The 18947-nt window shown below is 69.8% G+C and carries 18 protein-coding genes and 1 tRNA gene; 9 read left to right on the top strand and 10 right to left on the bottom strand.

The annotated features are described in order from the left end of the window. Positions 1-13 precede the first annotated feature (13 nt). From ACWGDB_RS06080 to ACWGDB_RS06060, 5 genes are all read right to left on the bottom strand, one after another. Positions 14-343 carry a rhodanese-like domain-containing protein gene (locus ACWGDB_RS06080; RefSeq protein WP_406210253.1) on the bottom strand — a complete coding sequence of 110 codons (330 nt, stop codon included), beginning with the start codon at positions 341-343 and terminating at the stop codon, positions 14-16. 96 nt (positions 344-439) lie between these two features. Next, a complete protein-coding gene (locus ACWGDB_RS06075; protein ID WP_453821286.1) occupies positions 440-1342 on the bottom strand; it encodes a hypothetical protein in 903 nt (300 codons plus the stop codon). 597 nt (positions 1343-1939) lie between these two features. Next, complete coding sequence (locus ACWGDB_RS06070; RefSeq protein WP_453821285.1) at positions 1940-2413, bottom strand: hypothetical protein; 474 nt, start codon at positions 2411-2413, stop codon at positions 1940-1942. A gap of 30 nt (positions 2414-2443) precedes the next feature. Next, positions 2444-3901: a DUF2252 domain-containing protein gene (locus ACWGDB_RS06065; protein ID WP_453821284.1), complete on the bottom strand. Its 1458-nt coding sequence runs from the start codon at positions 3899-3901 to the stop codon at positions 2444-2446. A 237-nt stretch (positions 3902-4138) separates the two neighbouring features. Then, positions 4139-4501: a winged helix-turn-helix transcriptional regulator gene (locus ACWGDB_RS06060; RefSeq protein ID WP_453821283.1), complete on the bottom strand. Its 363-nt coding sequence runs from the start codon at positions 4499-4501 to the stop codon at positions 4139-4141. 182 nt (positions 4502-4683) lie between these two features. On the opposite strand from ACWGDB_RS06060, the gene ACWGDB_RS06055 reads away from it, so the two are divergent. Further along, on the top strand, positions 4684-5334 hold the full coding sequence (locus tag ACWGDB_RS06055; RefSeq protein ID WP_453821282.1) for an FMN-dependent NADH-azoreductase: 651 nt from the start codon (positions 4684-4686) through the stop codon (positions 5332-5334). A gap of 272 nt (positions 5335-5606) precedes the next feature. Here ACWGDB_RS06055 and ACWGDB_RS06050 read toward each other — a convergent pair whose 3' ends face one another. Genes ACWGDB_RS06050 through ACWGDB_RS06040 form a run of 3 tightly spaced genes read right to left on the bottom strand, consistent with a single transcriptional unit; the run spans position 5607 to position 6773 of the window. After that, positions 5607-5816, bottom strand: coding sequence for a hypothetical protein (locus ACWGDB_RS06050; protein WP_453821281.1), 210 nt, complete (start codon positions 5814-5816; stop codon positions 5607-5609). After that, on the bottom strand, positions 5803-6138 hold the full coding sequence (locus ACWGDB_RS06045; protein WP_453821280.1) for a hypothetical protein: 336 nt from the start codon (positions 6136-6138) through the stop codon (positions 5803-5805). Before ACWGDB_RS06045 ends, ACWGDB_RS06050 begins: the two co-directional genes overlap by 14 nt. Further along, positions 6135-6773, bottom strand: coding sequence for a hypothetical protein (locus ACWGDB_RS06040; protein ID WP_453821279.1), 639 nt, complete (start codon positions 6771-6773; stop codon positions 6135-6137). Before ACWGDB_RS06040 ends, ACWGDB_RS06045 begins: the two co-directional genes overlap by 4 nt. 655 nt (positions 6774-7428) lie before the next feature. On the opposite strand from ACWGDB_RS06040, the gene ACWGDB_RS06035 reads away from it, so the two are divergent. Then, positions 7429-7791, top strand: coding sequence for a DUF1304 domain-containing protein (locus ACWGDB_RS06035; RefSeq protein WP_453821278.1), 363 nt, complete (start codon positions 7429-7431; stop codon positions 7789-7791). 146 nt (positions 7792-7937) lie between these two features. Here ACWGDB_RS06035 and ACWGDB_RS06030 read toward each other — a convergent pair. Continuing rightward, positions 7938-8021: transfer RNA gene (locus ACWGDB_RS06030), tRNA-Leu, on the bottom strand. A gap of 539 nt (positions 8022-8560) precedes the next feature. On the opposite strand from ACWGDB_RS06030, the gene ACWGDB_RS06025 reads away from it, so the two are divergent. The 7 genes from ACWGDB_RS06025 (at position 8561) to ACWGDB_RS05995 (ending at position 18079) form a co-directional block, all read left to right on the top strand. After that, positions 8561-9448 carry an FhaA domain-containing protein gene (locus ACWGDB_RS06025; RefSeq protein ID WP_453821277.1) on the top strand — a complete coding sequence of 296 codons (888 nt, stop codon included), beginning with the start codon at positions 8561-8563 and terminating at the stop codon, positions 9446-9448. Positions 9449-9458: 10 nt separating this feature from the next. Then, positions 9459-9974 carry an FHA domain-containing protein FhaB/FipA gene (locus ACWGDB_RS06020; protein ID WP_383608365.1) on the top strand — a complete coding sequence of 172 codons (516 nt, stop codon included), beginning with the start codon at positions 9459-9461 and terminating at the stop codon, positions 9972-9974. 90 nt (positions 9975-10064) lie between these two features. Further along, a complete protein-coding gene (locus ACWGDB_RS06015; protein ID WP_453821360.1) occupies positions 10065-11645 on the top strand; it encodes a Stp1/IreP family PP2C-type Ser/Thr phosphatase in 1581 nt (526 codons plus the stop codon). A 27-nt stretch (positions 11646-11672) separates the two neighbouring features. After that, entirely contained in the window at positions 11673-13112 is a 1440-nt protein-coding gene (locus tag ACWGDB_RS06010) for an FtsW/RodA/SpoVE family cell cycle protein (RefSeq protein WP_453821276.1), read from the top strand. Beyond that, on the top strand, positions 13109-14584 hold the full coding sequence (locus ACWGDB_RS06005) for a peptidoglycan D,D-transpeptidase FtsI family protein (RefSeq protein ID WP_453821275.1): 1476 nt from the start codon (positions 13109-13111) through the stop codon (positions 14582-14584). The genes ACWGDB_RS06010 and ACWGDB_RS06005 overlap by 4 nt, the downstream gene beginning before the upstream one ends. 169 nt (positions 14585-14753) lie before the next feature. Then, positions 14754-16784 (top strand): Stk1 family PASTA domain-containing Ser/Thr kinase, encoded by a 2031-nt coding sequence (gene pknB, locus ACWGDB_RS06000; RefSeq protein ID WP_453821274.1) that lies wholly within the window; start codon positions 14754-14756, stop codon positions 16782-16784. A gap of 245 nt (positions 16785-17029) precedes the next feature. Beyond that, entirely contained in the window at positions 17030-18079 is a 1050-nt protein-coding gene (locus ACWGDB_RS05995; protein ID WP_453821273.1) for a restriction endonuclease, read from the top strand. 97 nt (positions 18080-18176) lie between these two features. On the opposite strand, the gene ACWGDB_RS05990 is transcribed toward ACWGDB_RS05995, so the two are convergent. Next, positions 18177-18941 (bottom strand): class E sortase, encoded by a 765-nt coding sequence (locus tag ACWGDB_RS05990; RefSeq protein WP_453821272.1) that lies wholly within the window; start codon positions 18939-18941, stop codon positions 18177-18179. Positions 18942-18947: the final 6 nt, after the last annotated feature.

Raw genomic sequence — 18947 nt, 5'->3', positions numbered from 1 at the left:
GGACGTACGGTCCCTACAGGACGAAGCCCGGCTGGCCCTCGTCGGTCACCACGGGACGTCCCACCGCCGCCCACACCTGCATGCCGCCGTCGACGTTCACGGCGTCGATGCCCTGCTGGACGAGGTACATCGCGACCTGCGCCGAGCGGCCGCCGGAGCGGCAGATCACATGGACGCGGCCGTCCTGCGGGGCGGCCTCGGTCAGTTCGCCGTAGCGGGCCACGAAGTCGCTGATGGGGATGTGCAGGGCCTTCTCGGCGTGACCCGCCTGCCACTCGTCGTCCTCGCGGACGTCCAGCAGGAAGTCGTCGTCCTTGAGGTCGGTGACCTCGACTGTCGGCACGCCAGATCCGAAATGCATGAGTCCGACGCTACCGGACGGCTGCGGGTGCCCGACGGAGCTCCCATGGGGAGAGCCGTTCAGAGCAGTTTCCGGCCCCTAGTCGAGCAGCGTTGCCAGTTCTGCTTCCCTCGCCTCGACCTGGGCCAGGAGCTGGTCGGCGATCTCGTCGAGGAGGCGGTCGGGGTCGTCCGGGGCCAGGCGGAGCATCGCACCGATCGCGCTCTCCTCCAGCTCGTTCGCGACCAGGGCGAGCAGCTCCTTGCGCTGGGCGAGCCACTCGAGGCGGGCGTAGAGCTCCTCGGCCGGGGTCGGGCCCTGCTCCTTCGGCACCGGTCCCGCGGCCCACTCCTCGGCCAGCTCCCGCAGCAGCGCCTCGTCGCCTCGGGCATAGGCAGCGTTGACGCGGGTGATGAACTCCTCGCGCCTCGAACGCTCGTCCGACTCCTGGGCGAGGTCGGGGTGGGCCTTGCGGGCCAGCTCGCGGTAGAGCTTGCGGGCCTCGTCGCTCGGGCGCACCCGCTGCGGGGGCCGCACCGGCTGGTCCGTGAGCATCGCCGCGGCCTCCGGGAACAGCCCCTCGCCGTCCATCCAGCCGTGGAACAGCTCCTCGACGCCGGGCATCGGCAACACCCGGGCGCGGGCCTCCTCGGCCTTGCGGATGTCCTCGGGGTCACCGGTGCGGGCGGCCGTGGCCTCGGCGATCCGGGCGTCCAGCTCGTCGAGGCGGGCGTACATCGGGCCGAGCTTCTGGTGGTGCAGCCGAGAGAAGTTCTCCACCTCGACGCGGAAGGTCTCCACCGCGATCTCGTATTCGATCAACGCCTGCTCGGCGGCCCGCACGGCCCGCTCCAGCCGCGCCTCGGGCCGCTCCGCCCCGTCCTCGGCCGGCACCTGTGCCTCACCACCCTGCTCAGCTCCGTCGGCGGGCACCTCGGCACCGCCCGACGTGCCCGCACCAGCGGGTTCGGCCTGGGACTGTTCAGCTTCCGGCGTCGTCACCCGACCAGCGTAGGCCACACCTGCCCGGCCCTTCGTGCCCTGCGACTCCACGCCGGACAGCTCCGGCGCTTCGCCTCAGCCGGCCTGCAGCCTTCGTGCCCCTGCGGCTTCGGGCCTCCGCGAGTCGGCCTGGCGTCTTCGCGCCCTGCGGCCTCCAGACCTCCGCGCCAGCCGGCCCGGCGTCCTCGTGCCCCGCGGCTCCGGACCCCCGCCCCAGCCGGCCCGGCGTCCTCGTGCCCCGCGGCTCCGGACCCCCGCGCCAGCCGGCCCGGCGTCCTCGTGCCCCGCGGCTCCGGACCCCCGCCCCAATCGACCCGGCGTCCTCGTGCCCCGCGACCTCCGCACCCCCGCCCCCATCGGCCCGGCGTCCTCGTGCCCCGCGACCTCCGCACCCCCGCCCCCATCGGCCCGGCCCCATCGCCTGCGCTCAGCTCCGGCAGCTACGGACCCTCGCGTCGCCCCCGGCCCTTCACCCCGCAGGCCCGGACGTCCCTCACTCTCTCCGGCTCGGCCCGGCGGGTCCGGGTGGTGAGCCCGGTTCGGCCCGACGTTCGTCCCGACCGACGGCGCCGCTCCCCGGCCCTATCCGCCCCGCCCTCATGCCTCGGAACAGCCGGCGGCCACCCACTCCGCCACGAGGTCCCGGCACACCACGAGCAGCGTCCCGGTCCGACAGGCGATCTCATGCGTGCAGCCGTCGGCATGCGGAAGCACCTCGTCGAGAATCACGTCTCCCAAGGTGCGCACATCGCAGACCTCCGCCGCGTCCGCCGCGTCCGCGTGGAAGCGTGAGACGCCGTCGTAGCGGACGACCAGGTCCTCGTCGTGCTTCCAGCAGTTGTGCCGGAGCCGCAGCTCGGCCCTGTCGCCGACGCGCCGAACCTCGTGCGGCGTCAGATCCTTCACACAGCGTCTGCCGGAGAAGTCGTAGTGGCCGGGGTCGGTGGCGAACGCACGCGCGCCGGACGGCAGGCCCTCCGCGAGCTCGGGCAGCCGGGCCAGATAGGCGGTCGGGTCGATCACGCCGACTGCCTCACCGGGCCCACCGGTGCCGAGGGTGACGTACCTCACCGACCGACCCCGCGAACCGACCGCCGCCGCTCACACTCCCGTCTCGGCCGCGATCCGCCCCGCCCGTACCGCCGACACCAGCGCGGTGTGGTCAGCCTCCGTGCGGTCGGCGTAGGTGACGGCGAAGCCGGCGATCGCCTCGTCCAGTTCCTCGTTCTTGCCGCAGTAGCCGGAGATCAGGCGGGGGTCGGCGCTGTGGGAGTGGGCGCGGGCCAGGAGGGCGCCGGTCATGCGGGCGTAGTCGTCTATCTGGTCGGCGGCCAGTGCCGCCGGGTCGACGCTGCCCTTGCGGTTGCGGAACTGGCGTACCTGGAAGGGCCGGCCGTCGACCGTCGTCCAGCCCAGCAGGATGTCGCTGACCACCTGCATCCGCTTCTGGCCGAGCACCACGCGCCGCCCCTCGTGCTCCGGCTCCGGCACTTCGAAGCCGGCCGTCACCAGATGCGGGACGAGGGCCGAGGGGCGGACCTCCTTCACCTGAAGGACCAGGGACTCGCCCCGGTGGTCCAGCAGCAGGACGACGTACGAGCGTGTGCCCACGCTGCCCGTGCCCACCACGCGGAACGCCACGTCGTGCACCGCGTGCCGGGAGAGCAGGGGGTGACGGTCCTCGGAGAGCGTGCCGAGGTAGCTCTCCAGTGACGCCGCGACCGCCGCCGCCTCCGCGTCCGGAACCCGGCGCAGCACCGGCGGGGCGTCGACGAACCGGCGGCCTCCGTCCCCGGTCGGCTCCGTCGACTTCGCCGCGAAGCGCCCGCTGGTGTTGCCCCGCGCCTTCTCCGCGACCCGCTCCAGCGTGCCGATCAGGTCATGGGCGTCGGTGTGGGAGACCAGCTCCTCGTTCGCGATCGCGTTCCACGCGTCCAGCACCGGGAGCTTGGCCAGCAGCCGCATGGTGCGCCGGTAGGCACCCACCGTGTCGTGCGCCGCCTTGCGGCACGCGTCCTCGTCGGCGCCCGCTTCCCGGCCCGCGAGCACGAGCGAGGTGGCGAGCCGCTTGAGGTCCCACTCCCAGGGGCCGTACAGCGTCTCGTCGAAGTCGTTCAGATCGATGACCAGGCCGCCACGCGCGTCGCCGTACAGGCCGAAGTTCGCCGCGTGCGCGTCACCGCAGATCTGGGCGCGGATCCGGGTCATGGGGGTGCGGGCGAGGTCGTACGCCATGAGGCCCGCCGAGCCGCGCAGGAACGCGAAGGGCGTCGCCGCCATCCGGCCGACCCTTATCGGCGTGAGCTCGGGGAGCCGGCCGAGGTTGGACTCCTCGACGGCGGCCACGGCGTCGGGGCGGGCGTCGTCGAGGTCGAGAACCGCGTGGTCAGCGCGCGGCACCCGCCCGCGCAGTGCCTTGCCGTCCTCCTTGGGCGATCCACCGCCGGGCCACTCGGCGAAGCCGCGCACGCTGGGCAGCCGACGCGCCGCGGAATCCGACGACGACTCCGATGCCACCGCGGCCACCTGCGCCGTAGCCTCCGCACCGACCTCGGTCATACCGACCGCCTCCCCCGCTCACGCACGAACATCAACTCGTGCCGACGTTACAGCCGGTGGCCGAAACACGTCAGACCCTGTGGACAACTCCGTGGTTGTGGAAAACACGGCTTGGCGCGATGCCGTAGCGCCGGTCGAGGGAGCCCGATCCGCCTCGGCAGTTTCTGGCGAGTCCGCCCCGGCGGTCACCAGGGCACCGGCAGCCACCAGGGCATCGACAGTCATCAGGCCCTCGCCTCAGCAGCTCTCCGGCCCCACACCGTCGGCCAAATGTTCCTGCGCCCACAGTCCCAGCGCGGTGAGCGCAGGCTCCAGCGCGGCGCCCGCCTCCGTCAGCCGGTACACCACCCGCAGCGGCGGCCCCTCGTACACCTCGCGCACCACCAGCCCCGCGGCGGCGAGCTCGGTCAGCCGGTCGGACAGCATGCGCTCGCTGATGCCGGGAACGGCCCGGCGCAGGGAGACGAAGTACGCGGGCCCCGCGGTCAGGACGGACACGATCGGGCCGGTCCAGCGCTTGCCGAGCAGCTGGAAGACGCGAGTGATGCCCTCGTCGACCCGTTTGCACGCCGATACGTCGTGACTCTGCTCACCCGCCATGCCCTTCAGGGTACTGCCCTGCGGTACGGGGATGAAAAAAAGTAAGTGACTGTGTTATTCATAGTCGAGTACGAATGCTTAGGAACTGCGGAAGGTGCATCGGGCTCCCGGCCCTTCCCATGCCCGCTTCCCAACGGCTTCCCAACGGCTTCCCATCCGCTTCCGTCCCTCTGGAGACCCCCATGGCAACGCTCCTGCACATCGACTCCTCGGTCTTCCCGACCGACGCCTCCTCCTCCCGCGCCGTCACCGACGCCTTCCGCCGTATCTGGCAGGAACAGCACCCGGAGGGCACGGTGATCCACCGCGACCTGGCCTCGAACCCGGTGCCGCACATCTCCGCCCACGCCCACACCGCCGGTTTCGCCGATCCGGCCACGCACACCCCCGAGCAGGCCGCCGCCTTCGCCGAGCGCGTGACGCTGATCGAGGAACTGGAGCGTGCGGACGCCGTGCTGATCGGCGCTCCGATGTACAACCTGACGATCCCGTCGACCCTGAAGGCCTGGCTGGACCAGGTGGTCCTGTTCGGCCGTACCGCGGGCGACGCCCAGTCGGTCAAGGGCACCCCGGTCACCGTCGTGGCCAGCCGCGGCGGCGCGTACGGGCCGGGCACCCCGCGCGAGGGCTACGAGTACGTGCAGAACTACCTGTCGGCAGTCCTGGCCGACTTCCTCGGCGCCGACCTCGAGTTCATCGTTCCGGAGCTCACGATGGCCCCGGCCAACCCGGAGATGGCCGACCTGGTCCCCCTCTTCGAGGCCTCCCGCGAGCGCGCCCTCGACGAGGCCGCCGCGAGGGCGAAGCAGTTGGCCCAGCAGCTCGCGGCGTAGCCACGTCGCACGCGGCCGAAGGACAGTCGCGCATGCCGCGTGCCGAACGCCGCATCGAAGTCACGCGCGCGTGGGAGATCCCGCTCCGGCGAACGGGTTCCACGCGCGCGTGGCGGTGCGCAACGCCGAGAGTCGCTACGACGACGAATGCGGCAACGAACCCGACGTCGAATACGACGCCCAGCCGCCGGCCCAGGCAACGTCTCGCGACGCTTCACGGGTCACGGCACCGGGCACCGGACACCGGGCCAGCAGATCACCCGGGCCACCGGTCACGGGCCGTCGCCAACCCCCTGCCCCGAAACAACCGAAACACCGGTCGAGGCCCCCGGCACCGCTCCCGCCGAGTCCCGCCCCGCCGACGGCAAACGCAGCGCCACGACCAGCCCGATCACCGCGAGCACGGTGACCCGCACCAGATGCGCGTCCCGGCGCTCGGGCACTCCCTGAGGGGCGCGCCCCCGCCCCTCACCCACGTCCACGTCCGGCCCCCACCCAACGCGCCGCCCCACGAGCGGCCATCACCAGTTCCGTCCTCCGGAACCAGTCGGCCGGCACCAGCGGATAGACCAGGTACCCGAACCGCGTCGCCGGCATCAGGCACATCGCCAGCCCCAACCCGAGCGCCCGCCGGTCCGCGGCCGCGACGACGGTCCTGGGCGGACGTACCGCCAACGACACCGCGACGCCGACGGCAGCGGCCGCGAGCCCGGCCATGGCGAGGACGGAGCCGCCGGGGACGTACGTGGCCAGCAGGTACCCCGGCAGCGGGCTGGCCGCCGGTGAGTGCGCCCTCGCACTCACCGAGCGGGAAGAGCACCACATGCTCGACGAAGGCATGCGGATCGGCCAGGGCCACCGGCACCACAGCCACCGCGGCCACCAGCACGGCGACGGTTCCGGCCCGTATCGCCGCCCCGGCGCCCCGCCGTCACCGCGAGCAGCACCAGCCCCACCGGCAGCAGCAGCCAGGCCGTCCACTTCAGCGCGGCCGCACCCCCCATCGCGAGCCCCGCCGCCGTACCGGACCCGCCCCGGCCCGCCAGCGCCAGCCCGAGGCACATCAGCCCGATCACCGGCAGATCGACTCCGCCGACGGCCAGCGGGAGCGCCACCGGGGGGAAGGACGCGAGGAGGAGTACGGCGTCCGGGCTCGCCTTCCCAGCGCTCGAAGCCGACCGGTCCGAAGCCGATCGGTCGGAAGGCGATCGATCGGAAGCCGCTCGCCCCGGGCCGGCTCCGCCCGAAATCCCGCCCCACAAAAGCCGGTTGAGAACGGCCCGCCGCGCGGCAGCGAGCATGCTCGCCATGAACACCCCGCCGAACCACACCCGGGCATCCGCGAGCGGCGTGCCGCCGAACAGCGCGTGAGGGATCCCGAAGATCGCCATGCCCGGCAGGTAGGGGTTGCAGTCGTCGACGCCGGCCGGATGCGGCACGTACGGGCTGCCGGAGTCCAGCAGCAGGCGCCCGAGTGCTCTACCACCCGCACCTCCGACTGCGCGGCACCTGCCGCGATCATCAGCGCCAGCGGGACGACGACGGATCCGAGCAGCGCGGCAACACGCACCGCGGCCGTTCCAAGGGCGCGGCGACCTACGGGCGAGCTCCGCGGCGACGGCGTACCCGACGGCGGCGCAGACGCCCCAGATCCGGTGCGGGGTGAGGGTCGTGACCAGGGCCAGCGACAGCGCGAAGACCGCGCATCCGAGCCAGAACAGCACGTCGCGGCGAACACGGGGAGCCCGGCGCGACCGATCACGGCCACTCCGGACGGGCACCTGCGGCACTGGGGCGATGACAGGGCCGCCACCGGACCGGACTCCGGCGACGAAGGAGAGGGACTCGGGTGGCATCGGCGGGCTCCCGGAGAAGGGGATCCCCAATCTCGTGCCGTGGCGGCAACGGCCACCTCGGCCGAACGGCCACCGTTCACAGCCCGCGCGGCAAGCCGCTCAGCCGAAAGACCGACCGGGCGACCAGGCCGCCTCCCGCAGGGTCCCGGGCATACCGAAGAACCCACCGGCGACCGCAGTCACCGCACGCCGCCCCACCGCCCCACCGCGCCCGCACACCGACCGGCACAATCACCGCATGCATCTGATCTCTGTCGTCCTCGTCGCCCTCATGGCGGTGCTGCACGCCTACATCCTGGTCCTGGAGATGTTCCTGTGGCAGCGCGCTCCGGGGCGCCGCTTCCACGGCTTCGACGCCGAGCTGGCCCGCACCACCGCGCCGCTGGCGGCCAACCAGGGCCTCTACAACGGCTTCCTCGCCGCGGGCCTGGTCTGGGGTCTGATCGCCGACGACCCGACCGGCTACCGCGTCCAGATCTTCTTCCTGTCCTGCATCGTCGTCGCGGGCGTCTACGGCGCGGCCACCGCCAACCGCCGCATCCTCTTCGCCCAGGCGCTGCCCGCAGCCGTGACCCTCGCCACGGTCATCGCCGGCGGCTGAGCCCGACGCCGTGGCCTGAGAGCTTCATCACAGGTCACGGCCGCCGAGGGCGCCGTATCGATGCAGCGAGAGGCACGACGTGTCGAACGCAACACCGCACAACGAGAAGAGGCGGCATCGTGATTACGATGCCGCCTCTTCGAGGGTGCGCGAGGGGGGAGTTGAACCCCCACGCCCTTGCGGGCACTGGAACCTGAATCCAGCGCGTCTGCCTATTCCGCCACCCGCGCATTGGGTGTGTCCTCGGGCTCTTCCCTTGCGGTCCGGCGCCTTCCGACACGCAGAACATTAGCACGCCGTCCAGGGTGGATTCACATCCCTTATCCCCAGGCAGCCGCCGTTCAGCGGGTGTACGGAGGCCATGCGGATGCCGTGCGGCGGCCGTACAGTCGCCCACCAGCACAAGTCGGGACGGCCCGCCCGGCACCGGCCGCGCGGGGGTGCCCCGCGCTCCGTATCAGCGAGAACCTGTTCACGTATCAACCTCGTACCGGTACCGCGCATCTCACCAGGAGCGGGTCGGGGTCCACAGTCAGGTGCGGGACACTGGTCTGCGGCCGCCTCTACGATCCATGGCAAGACTGTGTCCGTGAGGAGTTCGAAGGGGAGCTCCACAGGGAACTTCGAGGGCGTCGACACCCGTCGACCGGGCCGACAGGGGGAACCAGCCGATTCACCGGCGCGTGGATACGATCAGTAAGCAGTACCAGGTAAGGCAGTGCCCGCCCGGCGGGAAAAAGGACGAAGCAGGCTACGGAGGAGGTGCCCCATGGGAGTCCTGAAGAAGTTCGAGCAGCGTCTCGAAGGTCTGGTCAACGGCACCTTCGCCAAGGTGTTCAAGTCCGAGGTCCAGCCCGTGGAGATCGCGGGAGCGCTCCAGCGCGAGTGCGACAACAACGCGACCATCTGGAACCGCGACCGCACGGTCGTCCCCAATGACTTCATCGTGGAGCTCAGCACGCCGGACTACGAGCGTCTGAGCCCCTACTCCGGCCAGCTCGGCGACGAGCTCGCCGGCATGGTCCGCGACTACGCCAAGCAGCAGCGCTACACCTTCATGGGCCCGATCAAGGTCCACCTGGAGAAGGCCGACGACCTCGACACCGGCCTGTACCGCGTGCGCAGCCGTACGCTCGCCGGCTCCACCGACCAGCAGAGCGGCCAGCCGGCCCCCGCACCCGCCGCCCCGGCCGGGCGGCCCGGTGCCGGTGGCGGTGGTGGCGCCCAGGGTGGCTACGGCTACCCGCCGGCCGCCGCACCCGCCGGCGCACCGCCCATGCCGGCCGCGCCGCCGCCCGGCGGCCGTCCCGGCGGCTACGGCTACCCGCAGCCCGCGGGCGGCCAGCGACCTCCCGCCGCACCCGCGGCCGGTGGCCGCACCCGCTACTGGATCGAGATCAACGGCACCCGCCATCAGATCTCCCGCGCGACGCTGGTGCTGGGCCGCAGCACCGACGCCGACGTGCGGATCGACGACCCCGGCGTCTCCCGCCGGCACTGTGAGATCCGGACCGGAACGCCCTCGACGATCGCGGATCTCGGGTCCACCAACGGCATCGTGGTGGACGGGCAGCACACCACCCGCGCTACGCTCCGCGACGGCTCGCGGATCGTCGTGGGCAGCACCACCATCATTTACCGGCAAGCCGAAGGGTGAAGCGGGGGCAATGTCAGAGCTGACCCTCACGGTCATGCGGCTGGGTTTCCTGGCCGTCCTGTGGCTGTTCGTGATCGTGGCCGTGCAGGTCATCCGCAGCGACCTGTTCGGTACGCGCGTCACACAGCGCGGATCGCGTCGCGAGGCCGCACGGCCGCAGCAGGCCGCACGGCAGGCGGCGACCCCGCCGCAGCAGCGCGGCCAGCAGGGCGGCGGCCGCCAGCGCCGTAACGCCCCTTCCAAGCTGGTCGTGTCCGAGGGGACACTCACCGGCACCACCGTCGCGCTGCAGGGCCAGACCATCACCCTGGGCCGGGCGCACGACAGCACGATCGTGCTGGACGACGACTACGCCTCCAGCCGGCATGCCAGGATCTACCCGGACCGCGACGGCCAGTGGATCGTCGAGGACCTGGGCTCCACCAACGGCACGTACCTCGACCGAACGCGGCTCACGACCCCGACACCGATTCCGCTGGGCGCGCCGATCCGCATCGGCAAGACCGTCATCGAGCTGCGGAAGTAGTACGACAATGAGCGAGCGGAGCGAGCACGCAGTGGCGGCCCCCACCAGGGGCCCCGGCGCGCTCCCGACCGGAGGGTGGGCACCGTGCGGATGTATCCGGAGCCGACGGGCGAGGTGCGCATGAGTCTGTCACTGCGCTTCGCCGCCGGATCGCACAAAGGCATGATCCGGGAGGGCAACGAGGACTCCGGATACGCCGGTCCCCGCCTGCTCGCCATCGCCGACGGCATGGGCGGCGCCGCCGCGGGCGAGGTCGCCTCCTCCGAGGCGATCTCCACCATCGTCGCCCTCGACGACGACGTCCCCGGCTCCGACATCCTCACCTCGCTCGGTACGGCCGTACAGCGCGCCAACGACCAGCTGCGCGGGATGGTCGACGAGGACCCGCAGCTGGAGGGCATGGGCACCACGCTCACGGCCCTGCTGTGGACCGGGCAGCGGCTCGGCCTCGTCCACGTCGGCGACTCGCGCGCGTACCTGCTCCGGGACGGCGTCCTGACGCAGATCACGCAGGACCACACCTGGGTGCAGCGCCTCGTCGACGAGGGCCGCATCACCGAGGAGGAAGCGACCACGCATCCGCAGCGGTCCCTCCTCATGCGCGCGCTGGGCAGCGGCGACCATGTCGAGCCCGACCTCTCCATCCGCGAAGTCCGCGCCGGCGACCGCTACTTGATCTGCTCCGACGGCCTCTCCGGCGTCGTGTCCCACCAGACCCTGGAGGACACCCTCGCCAGCTACCAGGGCCCCCAGGAGACCGTCCAGGAGCTCATCCAGCTGGCACTGCGCGGCGGCGGCCCCGACAACATCACCGTGATCATCGCGGACGTCCTCGATCTGGACACCGGCGACACCCTGGCCGGGCAGCTGTCCGACACCCCGGTCGTGGTCGGCGCGGTCGCCGAGAACCAGCAGCACCACCTGCACGACAACGGCATCATGCAGACCCCCGCCGGCCGCGCCTCCGGGCTCGGCCGTCAGGTGCCCGGACAGGGCGGCGGGGGCGGCGAGTTCGGCCCGCCCGGCTCCGGCGACACCACCGGCTATGTCCCGGCGGGCAGCTTCGGTGAATACACCGACGACGACTTCGTCAAGCCCCGCACGGGCCGCAAGTGGCTGAAGAGATCCTTCTACTCGGCCCTCGCGCTCGCCGTCATCGGCGGCGGCCTGTACGGCGGCTGGCGCTGGACGCAGACCCAGTACTACGTCGGCACCAACGAGGAACACGTCGCTCTGTACCGCGGGATCAGCCAGGACCTGGCCTGGGTCTCGCTCTCGAAGGTGGAGAAGGATCACCCCGAGATCGAACTCAAGTACCTGCCGCCGTACCAGCGCAAACTCGTCGAGGGGACCATCACCGAGGGCGGCCTCAAGGACGCCCAGGCGAAGATCGACGAGCTGGCGCTTCAGGCCTCCGCGTGCAAGAAGCGCTCCGATCAGCAGGCTGCCCAGAGCGAGCAGAACTCCAAGACGGGCGAGGGCGAGGCCGGAGGCACCACGGGAACCACCCGTACCTCCCTTACGTCCAAGGCCTCACCGACGCCGAATCCATCGGCGTCCACCAAGTCCCCGCCCCCGTCCACCTCCCCGACACCGACTGCGACGCCAAACCCCGGCCCCACTCTCTCGGAGGAAGAGCAGAAGGTCGTCTCGAACTGCGGTACGCAGTAGGCAAGCCGTGAGAGGCCCCGTCACACGATGAGCAGTACTACGAACTCGCCGACGCATCACACGTCCACGATCGGCGCAATCGGCGCGCCGAGCAGGCGCAACACCGAGCTCGCGTTGCTGGTGTTCGCGGTTGTCATTCCGGTGTTCGCCTACGCCAATGTGGGGTTGGCGATCAACGACGAGGTGCCGGCCGGTCTTCTCAGCTACGGAATCGGCCTCGGCCTGCTGGCCGGCATCGGCCACCTCGTCGTGCGGAAGTTCGCGCCCTACGCCGACCCGCTGCTGCTGCCGCTGGCGACGCTGCTGAACGGACTCGGGCTCGTCGCCATCTGGCGGCTGGACCAGTCGAAGCTGCTGCAGTCGCTGCCCACGTACATCACGGCCGCGCCCCGGCAACTGCTGTACACCGCGCTCGGCATCGCGCTGTTCGTCGTCGTGCTGATCTTCCTCAAGGACCACCGCGTCCTGCAGCGCTACACGTACATCTCGATGTTCGTCGCCCTCGTCCTGCTCCTGCTGCCGCTGGTGCCCGGCCTCGGGGCCAACATCTACGGCGCCAAGATCTGGATCCGCGTACCCGGCCTCGGCTCCGTCCAGCCCGGCGAGTTCGCGAAGATCGTCCTCGCCGTCTTCTTCGCCGGCTACCTGATGGTCAAGCGTGACGCCCTCGCCCTCGCCAGCCGCCGCTTCATGGGGCTGTACCTGCCGCGTGGCCGCGACCTCGGTCCGATCCTGGTCGTCTGGGCGATCTCGATCCTCATCCTGGTCTTCGAGACCGACCTCGGTACCTCGCTGCTGTTCTTCGGAATGTTCGTCATCATGCTGTACGTCGCCACCGAGCGGACCAGCTGGATCGTCTTCGGTCTGCTGATGTCCGCGGTCGGCGCCGTCGGCGTGGCCTCCTTCGAGCCGCACATCCAGCAGCGTGTCGACGCCTGGCTCGACCCGATGCGCGAGTACACCCTGAGCCAGGACGGCGTCGTCGGCCACTCCGAGCAGGCCATGCAGGCCCTGTGGGCGTTCGGCTCCGGCGGCACCCTCGGCACCGGCTGGGGCCAGGGCCACTCCGAGCTGATCCGGTTCGCCGCGAACTCCGACTTCATCCTCGCCACCTTCGGCGAGGAACTCGGGCTGGCCGGCGTCATGGCGCTCCTGCTGCTGTACGCCCTCATCGTGGAGCGCGGCGTACGCACCGCACTCGCCGCCCGTGACCCCTTCGGCAAGCTGCTCGCCGTCGGCCTGTCCGGCGCCTTCGCGCTCCAGGTCTTCGTCGTGGCCGGCGGTGTCATGGGGCTCATCCCGCTGACCGGTATGACCATGCCGTTCCTGGCCTACGGCGGTTCCTCAGTACTCGCCAACTGGGCCCTCATCGGCATCCTGATGCGCATCAGCGACACCGCCCGCCGTCCGGCGCCCGCCCCCGCTCCCAGCCCCGACGCCGAGATGACCCAGGTGGTCCGACCGTGAACAAGCCCCTGCGCCGGATCGCGATCTTCTGTGGCCTGCTGATCCTCACGCTGCTGATCCGGGACAACTGGCTGCAGTACGTGAAGGCCGACAGCCTGAAGGAAGACCCCAAGAACCGTCGTGTCCTCATCGCGCGGTACGCCACGCCCCGCGGCGACATAATCGTCGGCGGCAACCCGATCACCGGTTACGCGGCGACCACCAAGGGCGACTTCAAGTACAAGCGGACGTACAAGGACGGCCCGATGTGGGCGCCCGTCACCGGCTTCGTCTCGCAGGCCTACGGCGCCAACCAGTTGGAGTCCATCGAGGACGGAATCCTCAGCGGCACCGACGACCGCCTCTTCTTCCGCAACACCCTCGACATGATCACCGGCAAGGACAAAGAGGGCGGCAACGTCGTCACGACCCTCAACGCCGCCGCTCAGAAGGCCGCGTACAACGGACTGAAGCAGCAGGGCGGCAAGGGTGCCGTCGCCGCCATCGAGCCGTCCACCGGCAAGATCCTGGCGCTGGCCTCCTTCCCGTCGTACGACCCCTCCACCATCGCCGGTGGCAGCACCGCCGACGAAGAGGCCTGGGACAAGCTCCAGAAGAAGAACAACGCCGACGACCCGATGCTCAACCGGGCGCTGCGCGAGGTCTACCCTCCGGGCTCGACCTTCAAGGTCCTCACCGCCGCCGCGGCACTGGAGCACGGCCTGTACACGGACGCCGACGCGAAGACGGACTCGCCGGACCCGTGGGTCATGGAGGGCACCACCACCAAGCTGCCGAACGAGGGCAACATCCCCTGCAAGAACGCGACCCTGAGGGTCGCCCTGCAGTACTCCTGCAACACCGTGTTCGGCAAGGTCGGCTCGGATCTCGGCAATGACAAGATGCTGGAGACGGCCAAGAAGTTCGGCTTCACCGAGGAGCAGTTCACGCCGATCCGTACCAGCGCGTCGGTCTTCTCCGACGACATGAACCCCTCGCAGACCGCGCTGTCCTCCATCGGCCAGTTCAACACCGCCGCCAGCCCGCTGCAGATGGCCATGGTCGCCTCGGCCGTCGCCAACGACGGCACGCTGATGAAGCCGTACATGGTCGACGAGATCCAGACCCACAACCTCGACCCCCTCGAGAAGACCGACCCCGAGGAGATGAGCAAGCCGCTGTCGGCGGCCAACGCGCAGATCCTGCAGTCGATGATGGAGACGGTCGTCGACGAGGGCACCGGTAAGAAGGCGCAGATCGACGGCGTCAAGGTCGGCGGCAAGACCGGTACCGCCCAGCACGGCGTGGACAACAGCGAGAACCCCTACGCGTGGTTCATCTCCTATGCCAAGGGCGAAGACGGCAGCTCGCCGGTGGCTGTGGCCGTGGTCGTCGAGGACGAGAACGCGGTCCGCGACGACATCTCCGGCGGCGGCCTCGCGGCCCCCATCGCCAAGAGCGTCATGGAGGCGGTCATCGACAGCAAGAAGTGACCCCGCTCACGTCCCCTTCACATCGGTGCACGTTGCGATACCGGTCCTGTATCGGGTTACGGGCTTGGCCAGGTCACACAAGATGAGCCGGGTACGGTATGCCCGGACGGCACACCGCCACACCCACAAGGGTGACGGCGGGACCGACGGAGAGGGCTGGTAGGTAGCTATGGAAGAGCCGCGTCGCCTCGGCGGCCGGTACGAGCTGGGCCAGGTGCTCGGCCGTGGTGGCATGGCGGAGGTTTACCTCGCGCATGACACCCGGCTCGGCCGCACCGTGGCGGTGAAGACGCTGCGCGCGGACCTGGCGCGCGATCCGTCTTTCCAGGCCCGGTTCCGCCGGGAGGCCCAGTCGGCCGCCTCGCTCAACCATCCCGCGATCGTGGCGGTGTACGACACGGGCGAGGACTACATCGACAACGTGTCGATCCCGTACATCGTCATGGAGTACGTCGACGGCTCCACGCTTCGTGAGTTGCTTCACAGTGGCCGCAAGCTGCTGCCGGAGCGCGCCATGGAGATGACCATCGGCATCCTCCAGGGTCTGGAGTACGCGCACCGCAACGGCATCGTCCACCGCGACATCAAGCCGGCGAACGTCATGCTGACGCGCAACGGCCAGGTCAAGGTGATGGACTTCGGCATCGCCCGCGCCATGGGCGACTCCGGCATGACGATGACGCAGACGGCCGCCGTGATCGGCACCGCCCAGTACCTCTCGCCGGAGCAGGCGAAGGGCGAGCAGGTGGACGCCCGCTCGGACCTCTACTCCGCCGGCTGCCTGCTGTACGAGCTCCTCACGGTGCGGCCCCCCTTCGTGGGCGACTCCCCGGTCGCGGTCGCGTACCAGCACGTGCGGGAAGAGCCGCAGGCTCCCTCGGTCTTCGACCCGGAGATCACGCCCGAGATGGACGCGATCGTCCTGAAGGCGCTGACCAAGGACCCGAACTACCGCTACCAGTCGGCCGACGAGATGCGCGCCGACATCGAGGCCTGCCTCGACGGCCAGCCCGTCGCCGCCACCGCGGCCATGGGCTCGGTCGGCTACGGCGGCTACCCGGACGACCAGCCGACCACGGCCCTGCGCTCCGCCGACGGCGGCGCCACGTCGATGCTGCCGCCCATGAACCCGGACGACGGCGGCTACGGCTACGACGACCGCCCGGACCGACGCCGCCAGCAGAAGAAGTCCAACACGTCGACGATCCTGTTGGTCGTCGCGGCTGTGCTGGTACTGGTGGGCGCGGTTCTGATCGGCCGGTGGGTGTTCAGCGGCGACGGCGTCGGGAACAGCACGGTGGCCGTGCCCAACCTGGTCGGCCAGAGCCAGAAGGACGCCGAGAGTTTGCTGACGAACAGCGACCTCAAGGTGGGCGAGGTCACCAAGAAACCCTGCGAGGCCCAGCCCCAGGGCAAGATCTGCGAACAGAACCCTGAGCCCAAGACCACGGTCGACAAGAATTCGTCCGTCGATCTGGTGGTGTCGACGGGTGCGCCGAAGGTTACGGTGCCGAGCGTGATCGGGCTGGATCTGGACGAAGCGAAGTCCCAGCTCGAAGGCGACGACTACGAGCTGGTGGTCAAGACGAAGTTCCGAGAGTCCTCGGATGAGCCGAACTCTGTCCTCAGTCAGGACCCGGTGAAGGGCGAGGAAGTCGAGAAGGGCTCGACGATCACCCTCGTCATCGCCAAGGAAGAGGAGAAGTCCACCGTCCCGGACGTCCTCGGCAAGACCTGTGACGAGGCCAAGGCGCAGATGACGGCCAACAACCTGGTCGGCACCTGCACCGATGTGGAGACCCAGGACCCGAACCAGGTCGGCAAGGTCATCGCGACCTCACCGGAGGCGAACAGCTCCGCCGACAAGAACTCGACGGTGACGATCCAGATCGGCAAGCAGGCCCAGCAGAAGACGCAGGTGCCGAACGTCGTCGGTCAGCGGGTGGCTCAGGCCAAGCAGATCCTTGCGCAGGCCGGCTTCACCAACATTCAGTTCGCCGAGGGCAGTGACCAGAACGACAACGCCTTCGTCACCCAGCAGGACCCGGCAGGCAACCAGCCGGTCGACGACCCCGCGAACACCCAGGTCACTCTGACCACCTTGGGCGTAGGCGGCAACGGAGGCAACAACAACGGCGGCGGCGACAACGGCGGGATCTTCGGCGGTGTGACGGGAACGTCGACCCGCACGGAGGACTGAAGCCACCTCCTCCGACACGAGAGAGCCCCGGCACCTGTCAGCAGGTGCCGGGGCTCTTCGCGTTTCATCTCGCAGCCCTTACCCGGCTCACTGAGCCAGCCCAGCTCCTTCAGCGGTCCGCCCTGTCGCGCACCAGTGCCCCCTTCGATCGTGTCTTCATATCTCACGACTCGTTGATCGGATGGGGTGAGGAGTCAGCGCTCCGCCCCGGCCATACGGCCAGAACGCGAACAGAAGGGCAGAACGTGATCAACGACTCGGCACTGCTGGAATCGAAGAGCCTGCGCGACAGCGTGTTGGAGCGAACCGACGTCCTCGACAGAGTGAAGGCGCTGTCACTGCTGCCGGACGGTATGCATGTGACGACGGCGATGTTGGCGGCGTACTTCGGAGTCACCGCCGAGGCGATCCGTCAGCTCAAGGCACGCCACCGCGAGGAGCTATCGAGCAATGGAATGGTGACCCTCCAGGGCCCTGAGCTCGCAGAATTTAAGCGTGACGTCTTGTCACGCTTCCCGAACGGTTATCCACAGCCGCGATCGAGCCTCACTCTCTACCCTCGCCGTGCCGTCCTCAACGTCGCCATGCTCCTCCGCGACAGCGAAGTAGCACGTCAGGTGCGTGTGTACCTCCTCGACATGGAGTACCGGGCGCGCACACAGCCTGTGGAAAACTCGGGCCCCGCCGACATCGCCTCCCTTGACGACCGCATCGACCAGCGCATCACCCACATCCTCGGCAAGACGGTCGTCCCCATGTTCAACGCCCTGATCGAAACGTCGGGCGAGCACCGCCAGGAGCTGATCGCGCTCCGCGCAGGCGTCCAGCGCATCGAACGACGGCTCCACCAGCACCACACCCGGCTGCAGAGGCTCGAAGGCCTACGAGACGACCGGCCCGCCATCGGGGTCATGGCGGCCATGGACGCCATGCACGGCCGCACCTTCGAGCACCACATCGCCAAACTCCTGCGCCGCGACGGCTGCACCAACGTCGTCGTACAGGGCGGTCACGGAGACCGGGGCGTCGACATCATCGCGCTCACCGCCGACGGCAGGCGCCTCGTCGCCCAGTGCAAGAGGTTCGCGCCCTACCTGAACATCACAAGCCCTGACGTCCAGAGGTTTGTCGGTTCGGCCAAGGTCCTGCACAGCGCGGAAGTGGCGCTCTTCGTGGCGACGTGCCCTTTCACCCCTGAGGCCCTGAACATCGCCGCCGAGGCCGGCATCACCGCCGTACACCGTGGCGTGCTGGAGGAATGGAGCGCAGGGGAACCGCTGGAGGTCCTGGAGTAACCCACGGCCTGACGTGAAGAGGCCCGAAGCCGCAAGAGAAGGTTGCGGCTTCGGGCCTCCCTCAGGCTAGGGGACAGACCTCCTCAAAGGAGGTCTGTCAGCCGCGCAGCTCCTCCGGCAAAGTCCGCTCCGCATCCACCTTCTCCACCCGCTCCAACTCCCCCCACACCACATACCGATACCGGCTCGTGTACACCGGCGTGCAGGTCGTCAGCGTGATGTAGTGCCCCGCCTTCGTCATGCCCGATTCCTTCGGGATGTCGGAGAGGACCTTGACGTTGTACTTCGAGGTCTCGGGAAGGACGGCGTAGACCTTGTAGACGTACCAGTCGCCCTTCGTCTCGAAGACGATCGGGTCGCCCTTCTTGATCTTGTGGATGTTGTGGAACTCCGCGCCATGGCCGTCGCGATGGGCGGCGACGGAGAAGTTGCCCTTCTTGCCCGAGGTCGGCAGGGTCGCCTTGACCGGGTCGGTGTAGTAGCCGGCGACGCCGTCGTTGAGGATCTTCGACGTCGTGCCCTTCTCGACCAGGATGTCGTCCCCGCTCATCGTGGGCACGTGCAGGAAACCGATGCCGTTCTTGGAGTCGAACTCGGCGGGCCGGCCGCTGTCCTCGTCCTCGTGGGCCCAGATGTCACGCACCTTGTCGGCCTGTTTGTCCGCCGCGCGGTCGGCGAGGACGTTCGTCCACCACAGGGAGTAGACGACGAACAGGCCCAGCACCAGGCCCGCCGTGATGAGGAGTTCGCCGAAGACGCTGACCGCCGTCGCGATCCGGCCCCTGCCGCGGCGGCGTGCCGGGGGGCGCGGTGCTGCGGGGGCGGCCGTCTGCTCTTCGGTGCCGTCGGTGGTCGCTGCCACTTTTTC

It is taken from the genome of Streptomyces sp. NPDC055013, from assembly GCF_053608645.1.
This window is presented reverse-complemented; position numbering and strand designations above follow the sequence as displayed.